This is a genomic window from Streptomyces sp. NPDC053560 (genome assembly GCF_044544605.1).
Taxonomy (GTDB): Bacteria; Actinomycetota; Actinomycetes; order Streptomycetales; family Streptomycetaceae; genus Streptomyces.
In genome coordinates, this window is sequence record NZ_JBITXI010000002.1 from 659847 (window position 1) to 672578 (window position 12732).

Annotated in this window: 10 protein-coding genes; 4 read left to right on the plus strand and 6 right to left on the minus strand. The window is 73.3% G+C overall.

The window, feature by feature from the left end; translation table 11 throughout:
- Positions 1-60 precede the first annotated feature (60 nt).
- The 3 genes from ACIGQF_RS06225 to ACIGQF_RS06235 all read right to left on the minus strand — a co-directional run bounded on the left by ACIGQF_RS06225 (position 61) and on the right by ACIGQF_RS06235 (position 3587).
- Positions 61-1323 carry an MFS transporter gene (locus tag ACIGQF_RS06225; protein ID WP_399706115.1) on the minus strand — a complete coding sequence of 421 codons (1263 nt, stop codon included), beginning with the start codon at positions 1321-1323 and terminating at the stop codon, positions 61-63.
- A 42-nt stretch (positions 1324-1365) separates the two neighbouring features.
- Positions 1366-2808, minus strand: a complete 1443-nt coding sequence (locus ACIGQF_RS06230) for a CitMHS family transporter (RefSeq protein WP_399706118.1) — start codon at positions 2806-2808, stop codon at positions 1366-1368.
- 173 nt (positions 2809-2981) lie between these two features.
- On the minus strand, positions 2982-3587 hold the full coding sequence (locus ACIGQF_RS06235; RefSeq protein ID WP_399706121.1) for a TetR/AcrR family transcriptional regulator: 606 nt from the start codon (positions 3585-3587) through the stop codon (positions 2982-2984).
- Between the two features lie 137 nt (positions 3588-3724).
- On the opposite strand from ACIGQF_RS06235, the gene hmgA reads away from it, so the two are divergent.
- The 3 genes from hmgA to ACIGQF_RS06250 all read left to right on the plus strand — a co-directional run bounded on the left by hmgA (position 3725) and on the right by ACIGQF_RS06250 (position 7154).
- Positions 3725-5059 carry a homogentisate 1,2-dioxygenase gene (hmgA, locus tag ACIGQF_RS06240; protein WP_399706124.1) on the plus strand — a complete coding sequence of 445 codons (1335 nt, stop codon included), beginning with the start codon at positions 3725-3727 and terminating at the stop codon, positions 5057-5059.
- A gap of 19 nt (positions 5060-5078) precedes the next feature.
- Positions 5079-5828 carry a GntR family transcriptional regulator gene (locus tag ACIGQF_RS06245; protein WP_399706127.1) on the plus strand — a complete coding sequence of 250 codons (750 nt, stop codon included), beginning with the start codon at positions 5079-5081 and terminating at the stop codon, positions 5826-5828.
- A 117-nt stretch (positions 5829-5945) separates the two neighbouring features.
- Positions 5946-7154: a type ISP restriction/modification enzyme gene (locus tag ACIGQF_RS06250; RefSeq protein WP_399706129.1), complete on the plus strand. Its 1209-nt coding sequence runs from the start codon at positions 5946-5948 to the stop codon at positions 7152-7154.
- 40 nt (positions 7155-7194) lie between these two features.
- On the opposite strand, the gene ACIGQF_RS06255 is transcribed toward ACIGQF_RS06250, so the two are convergent.
- Both ACIGQF_RS06255 and ACIGQF_RS06260 read right to left on the minus strand, forming a co-directional pair.
- Positions 7195-8937 carry an amidohydrolase gene (locus ACIGQF_RS06255; RefSeq protein ID WP_399706132.1) on the minus strand — a complete coding sequence of 581 codons (1743 nt, stop codon included), beginning with the start codon at positions 8935-8937 and terminating at the stop codon, positions 7195-7197.
- A gap of 357 nt (positions 8938-9294) precedes the next feature.
- Positions 9295-9555 carry a hypothetical protein gene (locus ACIGQF_RS06260; protein ID WP_030252229.1) on the minus strand — a complete coding sequence of 87 codons (261 nt, stop codon included), beginning with the start codon at positions 9553-9555 and terminating at the stop codon, positions 9295-9297.
- Positions 9556-9900: 345 nt separating this feature from the next.
- Here ACIGQF_RS06260 and ACIGQF_RS06265 point away from each other — a divergent pair, with 345 nt between their 5' ends.
- Positions 9901-11736, plus strand: coding sequence for a serine/threonine-protein kinase (locus ACIGQF_RS06265; protein ID WP_399706135.1), 1836 nt, complete (start codon positions 9901-9903; stop codon positions 11734-11736).
- A 48-nt stretch (positions 11737-11784) separates the two neighbouring features.
- On the opposite strand, the gene ACIGQF_RS06270 is transcribed toward ACIGQF_RS06265, so the two are convergent.
- A complete protein-coding gene (locus tag ACIGQF_RS06270; RefSeq protein WP_399706138.1) occupies positions 11785-12591 on the minus strand; it encodes an SGNH/GDSL hydrolase family protein in 807 nt (268 codons plus the stop codon).
- Positions 12592-12732: the final 141 nt, after the last annotated feature.

Sequence of the window (12732 nt, forward strand, 5' to 3'; positions counted from 1 at the left end):
CGCCCCACAAACTATCGGTGCTAGTTTGCGGGGCGCCACCCCCATCGGGGGTGCGGCGCATCACGCGCCGCTTCTGCCCGAGGAGGCCTTCCGCGAATCGGACCGGCCTACCGTTCCGGCCCTGCGCCGGGCGCCGCCCGCCTCCTTCGGCGCCCGCAGCGCGACCGCTGCCGACCCCAGCAGGAGCACGCCGAGCAGCACGAACGGCGCCGCGGCACCGGCCACCCCGGCCGCGAGCCCGGCACCGGCCGGCGCCGCGACCTGGCCGAGACGGTTGCCGGTGAGGCGGAGCGCGAGGGCCGTGGAGCGCGCGTCGTCGGGCGCCGCCTGGACGACGGTGGTCATGGACAACGGCTGTCCGACGCCGAGGCAGAAGCCCAGCACGGCCAGGACGAGCGCCAGCGCCCAGACCGGCAGCGGCACGGCGATGGCCGCGCACAGGACGGCGGCCGCCGCGCAGGTCGTGGTCAGCAGCACGGTACGGCCCAGGAACCGCAGCATCGGCGTCAGCACCAGCCGGCAGGCGATGGTCGCCGCGGCCCGCAGGCTCAGCAGCAGGCCGATGGTGGCGGGCGCGATGTGGTGGGCCTCGCCGACGACCGGCAGGTAGGCGGTGAGGATGTCGGTCGCGGAGAGCACCGAGAGGCTGATGAAGATGCCGGCGGTGACCCCGCGCGTACGCAGGATGCCGAGGACCGGTACGCGGCCGCCGGCGGCGCTCGCCGCCCCTCCCCCGCGATTCGCGTCCCGCCGCTCCAGCCGCCACAGGGCGGTGCAGGCGCAGGCCGCGGCGGCGGCCGAGACGAGCAGCGCCGTGGCGCTGGTGCGGGCCATCGCGCCGTCGTGCTCGGAGATGAGCAGTCCGGCGCCGATCGGGCCGATGAGCTGGCCGAGCGAGGCGCCGATGGTGAAGTGGCCGAAGTTGCGGTCGCGTTCGTCGGGCGCGCTGCGCCGGGCGACGATGGACTGGGCACCGATCACGAAGCAGAGGTGGCCGAGGCCCATGACGCCGCTCCACGCGGCCATCGCGGGCAGCGAGCCGGCCACGCCGCTCAGGGCGCAGCCGCCGGTGATGAGCGCGACGCCGGCCATCAGCAGGGGCGTGCAGCGGCCGTGGTCGGTACGGCGGCCGAGCGGTACGGCCACGAGCAGCGGCAGCAGCGCGTACACACCGGTGATGACGCCGACGGCCGTCTCGTCGGCACCCAGCGCGAGCGCCCGGTAGGAGACGGCGGGCCGCGCCATGCTCACCGCCGTCTGCGCGAAGGCGAAGGTGAGGACGAGGCGCAGCAGCCAGCCCCTGCCGGGCGTCGGAGCGTTCATGAGTCGGTGGTTTCCGTTCGCGTGCCGTTCCGTCGGGGCTCCCTAGATGATCCCGTACAGCAGGCCGGCGCCGAGTACGACCAGGGAGGTGAGCGCGGCCCATTTCACCGTGAATTTGGTGTGGTCGGCGAACTCGACCTTGGCCATGCCGACCAGGACGTAGACGGCGGGGACGAGCGGGCTGGACATGTGCAGGGCCTGGCCCACGAGGGAGGCGCGGGCGATCTCCAGGGAGGAGACGCCGTGCGCGGCGCCGGCCTCGGCGAGGATCGGGACGATGCCGAAGTAGAAGCCGTCGTTGGACATGAAGTAGGTCAGCGGGATGCTGAGGATGCCGGTGACCAGGCCCATGTGCGGGCCCATCGCGTCGGGCACGTTGCTGACCAGCCAGCGGGCCATGTGCTCGACCATGCCGGTGCCGGTGAGCACGCCGGTGAAGACGGCGGCGGCGAAGACCATGCCGGAGACGTTCAGGACGTTCTCGGCGTGTGCGGCGATGCGCGCCTTCTGGTCCTTCATGTGCGGGAAGTTGACGGTGAGCGCGATGGCCGCGCCGAGCAGGAACAGCACCGGGATGTCCATCACCTGCATGATCAGCAGGGTGAGCAGCGCGACGGTGAGCGCGGCATTGAACCAGTACAGCTTGGGGCGCAGGGTCGCGCGGTGCGGGTCCAGGCCCTGGAACTCCTCGGCCGCCGGGCCGTGGCCGGTGCCGGCGGTACCGGCGGAGCCGCCGCCGGCGTGCAGTGCGCGGCCGGTGGCGCCGCCCTTGGTGCCGGCGCCCGCGCCGACGAGGACCTGCTCGGTCTCCTTCTCGGTGATCTCCTCGACGGCCACGGCCTCGGCACTGCCCGGCTCGCCCAGGGTGAGGGTGCCCAGCCGCTTGCGCTCGCGGCGGCCCAGGACGTAGGCCAGGGCGAAGACGGCGAGCAGGCCGGTGGCCAGCGCGGGGATCATGGGGATGAAGATGTCGCCGGCGTCCAGCTTGAGCGCGGTCGCGGCGCGGGCCGTGGGGCCGCCCCAGGGCAGGGTGTTCATCACGCCGTTGGCGGTGGCGGCGACACCGGTCATCACCACGAGGCTCATCTTCAGGCGCTTGTAGAGGGGGTAGAGCGCCGAGACGGTGATCATGAAGGTGGTGGAGCCGTCCCCGTCGAGGGAGACGATCGCCGCGAGCAGGGCCGTGCCGACGACGATGCGGACCGGGTCGGCCTTGCAGAACTTCAGGATGCCCCGGACGATCGGGTCGAAGAGGCCGACATCGATCATCACGCCGAAATAGATGATCGCGAACATCAGCATCGCGGCGGTCGGCGCAAGATCGCCGATGCCCTTGATGACGTAGTCACCGAGGTTCGCGCCCTGCCCGACCAGGACGCAGAACAGCGCCGGTATGAGCACGAGCGCCGCCATCGGCGACATCTTCTTCATCATGATCAGCACCAAGAAGGTGGCAATCATGACAAACCCGAGGATTGTCAGCATTGGGGGTACCTCACGTTCGCCCTTGAACACCTGCCAGGGGGGTGGCGGTCGAGGCGACGTTAGGGGCGGCCAACTTTTGTTAACAAGACCTTGACGTGCGAGCAATACGAGCAAAACCCCAGGTCAATACGGGGATGCCACCCGGAGGGCACCGAGCGGCCACCCGGACCGGCTCAGTCGAGCACCCGCCCCAGGTACGCCCGCAGCAGCTCCTTGGTCTCCGCGACGATCGCCGGGTCCCCCTCGGGCGCGACCCGGAACGCCAGCTGCACGAGCGCGTCCGCCGCCTCCACGCCCACCAGGAACGCGGTCCGCAGCCGCGCGTCGGCCGGGTCCAGGCCGAGCGGCCCGGCCAGCAGCGCCAGCAGCCGGTCCGCCACCCGGTGGTTCGCCTCCCGGGTGGCCTGCGGTGCGGGCACCGTGAACTCCACCAGCGCGAAACCGGGCACCGACCGCTTCATCGCGAGGTACTCGTCGACCACCACGTCCATGGCGTACCGCCAGTCCAGCCGGTCGCCGGCCGCTGCCAGCCCGGCGGTGACCCGGTCCGTGTACCCGTCGAGATTGCGCAGCGCCAGCGCCTCGGCCATCGCGCGCTTGTTGGGGAAGAAGCGGTAGACGGAGCCGATGGGCACCTCGGCGCGGGCCGCCACCGCGCGGGTACTCAGGTCCTCGTACCCCTGCTCGTCGAGGACTTCGGCGCAGGCGTCGAGGATGCGGGTCAGGCGCTCCGCGCTGCGGCGCTGGACCGGGGCGCGGCGGAGTGACGGGGTATCCACGTACCCATCCTGCCCTCCGGCCGGATTACCGCGCCCCGCGGCGCGTCCCCCGGGCGCCCCGTTGACGGCCCCCGCCACCAATCCTATTGTCTTGCACAGGATTCCCTGAGGTTGTCCCTGAGCGGCGGGAGCACGCGATGACAGGCACGGTCGGCGAGCAGGCGCGGAAGACGGCACAGGGGCTGAACCACTCCCCCGGCTTCGGCAACGAGCATTCCTCCGAGGCCGTGCCCGGCGCGCTGCCCCTCGGCCGCAACTCCCCCCAGCGCGCCCCGCTCGGCCTCTACGCCGAGCAGCTGAGCGGCAGCGCGTTCACCGAGCCGCGCGCCCACAACCGCCGCTCCTGGCTCTACCGCATCCGCCCCTCGGCCGCCCACCCGCCCTTCGTGCGGACGGACAACGGCGGCGTACGGGGCGCCCCGTTCACCGCGACCGAGCCGGACCCCAACCGGCTCCGCTGGAACCCGCTCCCCGAGCCCCCGCCCGGCACCGACTTCGTCGCAGGACTGTGGACGCTCGGCGGCAACGGCGACGTGACGCAGCGCACCGGCATGGCCGTGCACCTGTACCACGCCAACGCCCCCATGGAACGGCGGGTGTTCAGCAGCGCCGACGGCGAACTGCTCATCGTCCCGGAGCACGGCGGGCTGCTGCTGCACACCGAGTTCGGGCTGCTCGCCGCCGAGCCGGGGCACATCGCGCTGATCCCCCGCGGCGTGCGCTTCCGCGTCGTACCGCTGGAGACCACGGCCCGCGGCTACGTCTGCGAGAACTACGGCCGCCCCTTCCAGCTTCCCGACCTCGGCCCGATCGGCGCCAACGGGCTGGCCAACCCCCGGGACTTCCTCGCGCCCGTCGCCGCGTACGAGGACGCCGACGGGGAGCACGAAGTGATCAACAAGTACTGCGGCAACCTCTGGTCGGCGACCTACGGCCACTCCCCGCTCGACGTCGTCGCCTGGCACGGCAACCACACCCCGTACGTCTACGACCTGCGCCGCTTCAACGTCATCGGCTCCATCTCCTACGACCACCCGGACCCGTCGATCTTCACGGTGCTCACCTCGCCGTCCGACACCCCGGGCCTCGCAGGCGTCGACTTCGTGGTCTTCGCGCCCCGCTGGCTGGTGGGCGAGGACACCTTCCGGCCGCCCTACTTCCACCGCAACGTCATGAGCGAGTACATGGGCCTGATCGAGGGCGCGTACGACGCCAAGGCGGCCGGCAAGGGGGGCTTCGTCCCGGGCGGCGGCTCGCTGCACAACATGATGTCCGCGCACGGCCCGGACCGCGCCACGTTCGACAAGGCCAGCAGCGCCGAGCTGAAGCCCCAGAAGGTGGACGACGGGCTGGCGTTCATGTTCGAGACGCGCTGGCCGGTGCTGCTCACGGAGCAGGCCCGTACCGCCGACCACCTGCAGAGCGGCTACGACGGCGTGTGGCAGGGTCTGGAACGCCACTTCTCTTCATAGCCGCAGTGGGGACAACTCCGTGACGACCTTCGCGCCCGACTCGCTCGCCCTGAACCGCAAGCTCCCGCTGTGGTACCAGGTCTCGCAGTCGCTGCGGGCCTCCATACTGGGCCGCCACCCCGACGCACCGCTGCGGCTGCCCACCGAGGACGCGCTCGCCGCGCACTACGGGGTGAGCGTGCTGACCATGCGGCAGGCGCTGAAGGAACTGGAGACCGAGGGGCTGATCAGCCGGCACCGGCGGCGCGGCACGTTCATCGAGCCGGCCGCCCGGCGCGGCGCCCCGGTCCGGCTGCTGGGCTCGGTCGACGCGATCGTGGCCCAGCAGTCCGGCATGGTCACCGAGGTGCTGGAGCACGGCACGGGCCCCGTCCCGCCGGAGCTGGCCGAGCACTTCCCCGGCCTCGACCGGACCGGCTTCTACCGGCGGCTGCGCAGCGAGGAGCGGACCGGCGAGCCCACCAACCACGCGGTCAACCACGTACGCCCCGACCTCGCGGCCCGCATCGACCCGGCCGAACTGGAGCGGCACCCGATGACGAAGGTGCTCCGGGACTCGGTGGGCGTGACGATCAGCCGGATCACCGACACCGTCGAGGCGCGGCTCGCGGAGCCGGAGACCGCGCGGCTCCTCGATGTCCCGCTGCTCAGCCCGATCCTGCACTACACCGGCATCACCTACGACGAGGCGGGCAGGGTGATCGACGTCGCGCGCATCCACTACCGGGGCGACCGCTTCTCGTTCACGGTCACGCTGGACGCGGACTGAGGGGCCGGGCCGGACGGGCCGGTCCCGAGGAGGAGCCGTACCGGGCGGCCCGCCGCGCGGTGCCGGGCGCGTGGTTACGATGCCCGGGTCATCCGAACCGTCCGGGAGGGTTGCCGCGTGACGGCGAAGCAGGATGTGCCCCTGCTGTCCGACCTGATGCCGTGGTCCGTCGCCGCGCCGCGGCTCGGCCGGGCCTGGATCATGGCCCCGGACACCGGGTCGCTGCGGGCGCGCTGGGACGCGCTGCTGCGGGCCGACGGCGCCGCGGAGCGCGAGCGGCTGTTCCGTCCGTCCAGGGCCCGCACCCTGGACACCGCGGTCGGCCAGCTGCCCGGCCAGGCCACCGCCACCGGCCGGCTGGCCCGCCTCGTCCCCGGCGAGGCGCCCTGCCCGGAGCCGGTGCGGGTCCGGCACGGCGCGTACGATCAGCAGTGGCTGCTGCCCGACCACCGCCTCATCGACGCGGCCCGCACCGAACTGTGGCGGGTCGCCGACGACCACCAGCTCTTCGCCGTCGAGCAGCCCCGCGTCCCGCAGGACCCCGGCCCCGCGCTCACCGTCTCGGCCGTGCTGCCGGTCGGCCGCCAGGCCCGCGTCCGCCCCCTCTACCGCCGCCCCCGGGGCACCGAGCCGAACCTCGCCCCCGGCCTCCTCGGCCTCCTGGGGGACCGGCTCGGGCACCCGATCACCGCCGAGGACGCCTTCGCCTACCTGACCGCCGCAGCCCGGCCGGGCGGCAAGGACCTCGCCGTCCCCCTCACCGCCGACCCGGACCTGTGGACGCGCGCCGTGACGCTGGGACGCGAGCTGATCCGGCTGCACACCCGCGGCGCGGGCGCCGGCGAGCGCCCCCGGCTGCCCGGCGGACGCCGCCCGTACGTCCGGGCCGCGCTGCCCGCGCGCGGACTGCCCACGGAGATCTCCTACGACCCGGACGAGGAAGCGCTGTTCATCGGCGAGGGCCGCATCTCGCCCGTGCCGGCGGCGGCCTGGGACGCGCACGCGGGCGGCGTCCGCGTCCTGGCGGAGTGGTGCGAGCGGCGCACCGGTGCCGTCGAACCGGGCACGCTGGACGCGGTGCGTCCCGCCGCCTGGCCCCAGGAGTGGACCACCGACCTGCTGGAGCTGATCACGGTACTGGCCCTGCTCGACGAGGTCCTGGCCGACCAGGAGCGGCTGACCGCCGCGCTCGACGCGGCGCCGCTGATCGACGCCGGGGAGCTGGCCGCCGCCGGCGTCCTCCCGGCCCCCGCCGCGGCCCGCCGCCCGGCCTCCGTCCTGGATCACCACGAGGAGGGCCCCGAAGGCCAGTTCGCGCTGCTCTGACGGGCGGTACCGCCCCGACGGGCTTCGGGCCGCGCTCCGGCTACTTCTGCGGCGCCAGGTCCGGCCCCACGGAGCTGAACGTCTCCTGGCTGACCACGCGCTTCGGGGGCCAGGTGATGTTCGGCGGCGGCCAGGACTGGCCGGTCTTCTCCAGGAACCAGGCGGGCGGCTCGTACATGGGCGGCTCGTAGCCGTCCGGCAGCGCCGTCTTCCAGCGCACGCCCTTGGTCCGCTCGGCGAACTCGTCCTTGACCGCCTTCAGCCGCGCGGGCTGCGTGATCAGGTCCACCGCGGTCGCTGCCAGGTATTTCGCCGCCGCGAGCAGGGCCGCGTGCCCGGGTGCCGCCGCGGCGCAGGCGGCCGTCGACCAGGTGTGCATCTTCGTGCCGATGGGCGCGAGGGCCGCGCCCATCGAGACGGTGGGCACGTTCCAGCTGATGTCGGCGACGTCGGTGGAGCCGCCGCCCATGAAGACCGGGTTGGGCGGGGACAGTTCGCCGATCTCGTCGTGCAGGCCCTTCTGGGGGAGGCCGAGCGACTTCTGCAGATCCTTGGCGAGCCGCTGGGCCTCGTCGCTGAACTCGGGCGGGCCGATGGTGCGCATGTTGTCGTGCATCAGCTCGGCGAAGGACCGGGACGGCAGCTGGTTCCAGCAGGCCGAGGTGATCCTGTGCCGGACCGTGGTCCGGCTGGCCTTGGCCGCCGCCTCCGACACCTCGATCACCTTGTCGAGCAGCACCTGCACCCGCTCCGGGCTGCCCTCGCGCACGTAGTACGAGATCTCCGCGATCTCCGGGGTGACGTTCGGGATGTCCCCGCCGTTGTTGATCACCCAGTGCAGCCGGCCGGAGGGCGCGAGGTTCTCCTCCCGCAGGAACTCCGACATCGTCGCCATCATCACCGCGGCGTCCAGCGCGCTCTTGTTGCCCAGCGGGGTGCCGCCGTGGCCGGCCACGCCGAGGAAGGTGAAGGTGACCGCCGTCATCGCGGTGGACGAGCCCCAGCCGGTGGCGTTGGAGGTGGACGGATGCCAGTCCAGGAAGGCGTCCAGCCCGTCGTACACGCCCTTGCTCACCGCGTACGTCTTGCCGATCAGCTGCTCCTCGGCGGTGGAGCCGAAGAACTTCACGGTGACGTCGAGGCCGTGCGCCTCGGCTGCCTTGGCAACGGCAGCGGCGGCGGCCGCCGCCGCGGTCCCGAGGGCGCAGTGGCCGCACCCGTGGCCGGGCCCGTAGCCGGGCGCGAAGGGGTCGTGGACGTACTCCAGCGGATCGTGGTGGCCCACGCCCCGTTTCTGCGACAGGCCCGGCAGCGCGTCGTACTCGCCGCTGAAGCCGAGCACCGGGCCGCCCCTGCCGTGCCGGAACGTGGCGGTGAAGGCGGTCGGGAAGCCGGCCGTGCCGAACTCCACGTCGAAGCCGGCGGCCTTGAGGAAGTCCGCCTCGGCGAGCGAGGACTTCCACTCGCGCAGCGAGAGTTCGGCGTTCTCCCAGATCTCGTCGTCCAGGCCGGTGATCTCCGCCCGCTGCCGGTCGATCCAGGCCAGCGCCGCCGCCTTGGCCGGGCTGTCCTCGGCCAGGCCCTTCGGCGGTGCGTACCCGTCCGGGTCGGCGGCGGCCCTGTCGGACGCCGCGGCCATCGCGGGATCGGCCGCCGCGCTCATGGCGGCGGTGCTCACCCCGGCCGCGCCCAGCAGCTGAACGATCCTGCGTCTGCTCAGTCCGCCGGGGGCCGCTGCCCCCATGTCGTGCTTGTGCTCGTGGTCGTCATGCAGATCACACACAGGCGCCTCCCGCGGCAGGATGGTTGTACGGGGCAAGCGACTGCACCCTGGCGCGGAATGATCGTCACGTCAACAGCCCGGCGCGGATCACCGTGACGAGTGAACGAGCCGGCCGGTACCTCGGTACCTCGTCCGGTCGCCACCGGCCGGACGCGCACGGGCCACCGGGAACGCCGAACGCGTCCGCCCCGCTCACCGGACTCACCGGGAGCGGGGCGGACGCGTACGTCTGTGGTGCTGTGGCGCGATGGCCGGGCCGTGGGGTGACCGGCAGCCCGCGGGCGGGGCCGGATCAGCGGCGGGGAGCTGACGGGGCGCACAGGAGGCGCACCGGAACACCACTCGGCACGGCTCGGCTCAGCCGTGACCGCCGAAGAGCGACCTGCGCAGCCGGCGCAGCGGAGCGAAGAGCGACACCCGTGCGCCGCGGCTCTTCCGCGTCCGCGCGTGGTCACGCTTGGTGATCTCCTGCATCAGCGAGGTGGCACCCTCGGTCTCACGCTGCGGTATCGCCGGCCCGCCGAGCACCGCGAGATGGCGGTCCAGGCGGGCGCTGGACGCGCCGCCGCATGTGATGGCAGGCACTCGCGGCCTGCTGCGTACTGCAATCTGTTCCATGACACTCCCCACCCGTACGAGGGCACCCGGCCCGGGCAGGGTAACCCTATCGCTCCCGCGCGCCCTTCGCGCAGCCCGGTATCCATATTCACCTGCCCTGCAAGGGCGTTGACGAACACCATACGGAACGTCAGCGCACCGCACCTACTCCGACCCGGGACGGCGGGCGTACGGGAGCACACACTGGCCCCGAGCGTGCGCCCCCCATGACGCAGCGTCACCGCCGCGGCCGCCCCGACTCGCCCCGGCCGTCCCCGGATTGCCGCCGAGGGGGCTGCAACGGCCCCCGGGAGAGGTACGTTTTCCCCACATCGCTCCATTTGCGGAGTCGAGGGGGCTCGTGCCATGGACGCAGGTACGGGGAACGGACGGACACTGGCGGACCGCTACCGCCTGCTGGCCGAACTGGGCCACGGCGGCATGGGCGTGGTCTGGCGGGCCCGGGACGAACTGCTGCACCGCGAGGTGGCGGTCAAGGAGGTCCGGGCGCCCCGCGAACTTCCCGCGCGCGAGGAGCGGTTGCTGTACGCGCGCCTGGAGCGGGAGGCGCTGGCCGCGGCCCGGATCGCGCACCGCGGCGTCGTGACCGTCTTCGACGTGGTCACCGAGGGCGGCCGCCCGTGGATCGTGATGGAGCTGATCCGGGGCCTCTCCCTCGCCGAGACCCTGGAGACCGCGGGGCCGCTGCCGCCCCGGCGCGCGGCCGAGATCGGTGCCGAGGTGCTGGCCGCGCTGCGGGTGGCGCACGCGGCGGGCGTCCTGCACCGCGACGTGAAGCCGGGCAACGTCCTGCTCGCGAACGACGGCCGGGTGGTGCTCACCGACTTCGGCATCGCGACCGTCGAGGGCTCGGCCGCGCTGACCCTGACCGGCGAGCTGATCGGGTCGCCCGAATTCACCGCGCCCGAGCGGGCGCTCGGCCGGACGCCCGGCCCGGAGTCGGACCTGTGGTCGCTGGGCGTGACCCTGTACGCCGCGGTGGAGGGCCGCTCGCCCTTCCACCGGGACACCGCGCTGAGCACGCTGCGTGCGGTGGTGGACGAGGAGCTGCCGCCGCCGCGCCTGGCGGGCCCGCTGACGCCCGTACTGGAGGGGCTGCTGCGCAAGGACCCGGCGGAGCGGCTGCCGGCGGCCGGCGCCGGGGAGCTGCTGGCGGCGGTCGCGGGCGGCGGGCAGCCGACCACGGTGACGGCCGCCCCGCCGCCTCCCCCGTACTCCCCGACGATCGCGGCGACGGGCCCGGGCGGCGGCGCGGGCGCGACCCGGGGCACGAGTACGGCCGGGGGCGGCCGGACGCCGCCTCCGCCGGGTGTCCACGGTTCGCACACGGCTGCCGTACCGTCGCCAGCCCCGTCCCCCGCGCGCCGTCGGCGCCGCTCCGTCCCGTCCCTGGCCGCGACCGCGCTGGCCGTCGCGCTGGCGGCCGGCGGTGCGGCGTGGGCGCTGCTGAACGGGGACGGCGGTCCCGGTCCCGGCGGGCCAGCGGCGTCCCGGAGCGCCGGGCCGGGGGCGGACGAGCAGGACGCGGGACGGGAGACCGGCGGGGGCGGGGCGGACGGTTCGGGGGAGCGGCAGGGCGGCGGGGAGCGCACGACGGGGCCCGCGGTCTCCGTCGGGGTCTCCGTGTCGACCGTGCGCGGCAGTTACGTGGGGCGCTGTCCGCCGCCCCTGTACGCGGCACCGGCGTTCTCCGGGGTGATCACGGTCAGCCGTGGCCCGGCCGAGGTGGCCTACCGCTGGCACACCGACACCGGCGGCCGGAGCTCCGACCGGGCATGGCGGACGGCCCGCTTCCCCGGGAGCGGGGCACAGCGGGTGACGGTCGGCCACACGGAGACGGCGCACGCCCCGGAGGGCACCAGGGCGGGCCGCGTCGCGCTGGAGGTGAAGGGCGCGCGGACGGTCACCTCGCGCCATGCCGCCTTCTCCGTGACGTGCGAGGGGGAGGCCCCGGGCGGCGGAGCCTCCCCCGGTCCGACGTACGAGGAGCCGCGCCCTACGGAGACGGGCTGGGAGCCGTCCCCCTCGGACACCGGCCCCTCCCCCACATACAGCGAGAGCCCGCCTGTCACCAGCGAGAGCCCTCCCGCCGACGGGGGCCCCTCGCCCCCGCAGGGCGGCGAGGAGCCCCCGTCCGACGGCGAGGGCTCCCCTTCGTACGGCGAGGGCCCGTCCTCTTAGGCGAGGGCCCGTCCTCTTGGGGGAAGGGTTCCGGCGGGCCCGTGGGCGTCAGGCGGCGGAGCGGAGGACCGGCAGGTAGCCGCTGGACTGGCCGGCGGCGGTCGGGTGGTAGGACTCCTCGACGGGGTACGTGACGCTGTGCAGCCAGGCGCTGCCCGAGCAGATCTCGTGTCCGGTGAAGGTGGTGTTGACGTCGCCGAAGGCGAAGCCGTGGTCGGCGGCCCGCTTGGCGGTGACGCCGTTGATGTCGTCGGCGGCGGCGTTTATGGCGGCCCGCTCCTTCTCCGAGAGGCCGGCGATGCAGTCGCCGCTCAGCTTGTAGAAGCGGGGGTAGCCCAGCACGACCACCTTGGCGGCCGTGGCCTTCGCCGAGATGGCGTTGTAGACCTGGTCCAGCTGGCCGGGGAGGGTGTTGTTGATGTACGTCCGGGCCTGCTGGACGCGGGAGAGGCAGGTGCTCTCGGACTGGAGCACGCAGGTCGTCATGGTGTCGGCGAAGCCGGCGTCGTTGCCTCCGATGGTGATCGAGACCAGGCCGGTGCCGGAGTTCAGCGCCCCCAATTGACCGTTGAGAACATCACCCGTACGGGCCCCCGAGCAGGCCGCGAAAGTGAACGAGGAGGGTGAGTTCGCGGCGGCCCAGAGCGCCGGGTACGCCTTGCTGCTGCGCTTGCAGGAGCCGCTGCCACTGTCGTAGCTGCCTGCTCCGAGGCCGGAGGAGTAGGAGTCACCGAGCGCCACATAGCCGGTGGCGGCGGGGAGTTGGGCGGAGGAAGCGGGAGCGGTACCGAGGAGCGTGAGGGACGCTGCGGCAACGAAAGCGGACACCACGCCCGCTCGTCTGGAAACTCTCATGGAACCTCCAATAGCAGGATCTCTGCCGCAACTGTGGTAGCAGTACCGACGCGTAGGCGGAAGTGTTCATGCCAACTTTGCTACTCGCGTAGAGCATTACTGGCCATGCGTTACGGCAGATTGCCGCGTTATGTCGTGCAT

Excerpts from the sequence above, each read along its gene's own strand:
- ACIGQF_RS06225 (WP_399706115.1), bottom strand. The coding sequence starts at position 1,323 with ATGAACGCTCCGACGCCCGGCAGGGGCTGGCTGCTGCGCCTCGTCCTC.
- ACIGQF_RS06230 (WP_399706118.1), bottom strand. The coding sequence starts at position 2,808 with ATGCTGACAATCCTCGGGTTTGTCATGATTGCCACCTTCTTGGTGCTG.
- hmgA (WP_399706124.1), top strand. The coding sequence starts at position 3,725 with ATGACAGGCACGGTCGGCGAGCAGGCGCGGAAGACGGCACAGGGGCTG.
- ACIGQF_RS06260 (WP_030252229.1), bottom strand. The coding sequence starts at position 9,555 with ATGGAACAGATTGCAGTACGCAGCAGGCCGCGAGTGCCTGCCATCACA.
- ACIGQF_RS06265 (WP_399706135.1), top strand. The coding sequence starts at position 9,901 with ATGGACGCAGGTACGGGGAACGGACGGACACTGGCGGACCGCTACCGC.
- ACIGQF_RS06270 (WP_399706138.1), bottom strand. The coding sequence starts at position 12,591 with ATGAGAGTTTCCAGACGAGCGGGCGTGGTGTCCGCTTTCGTTGCCGCA.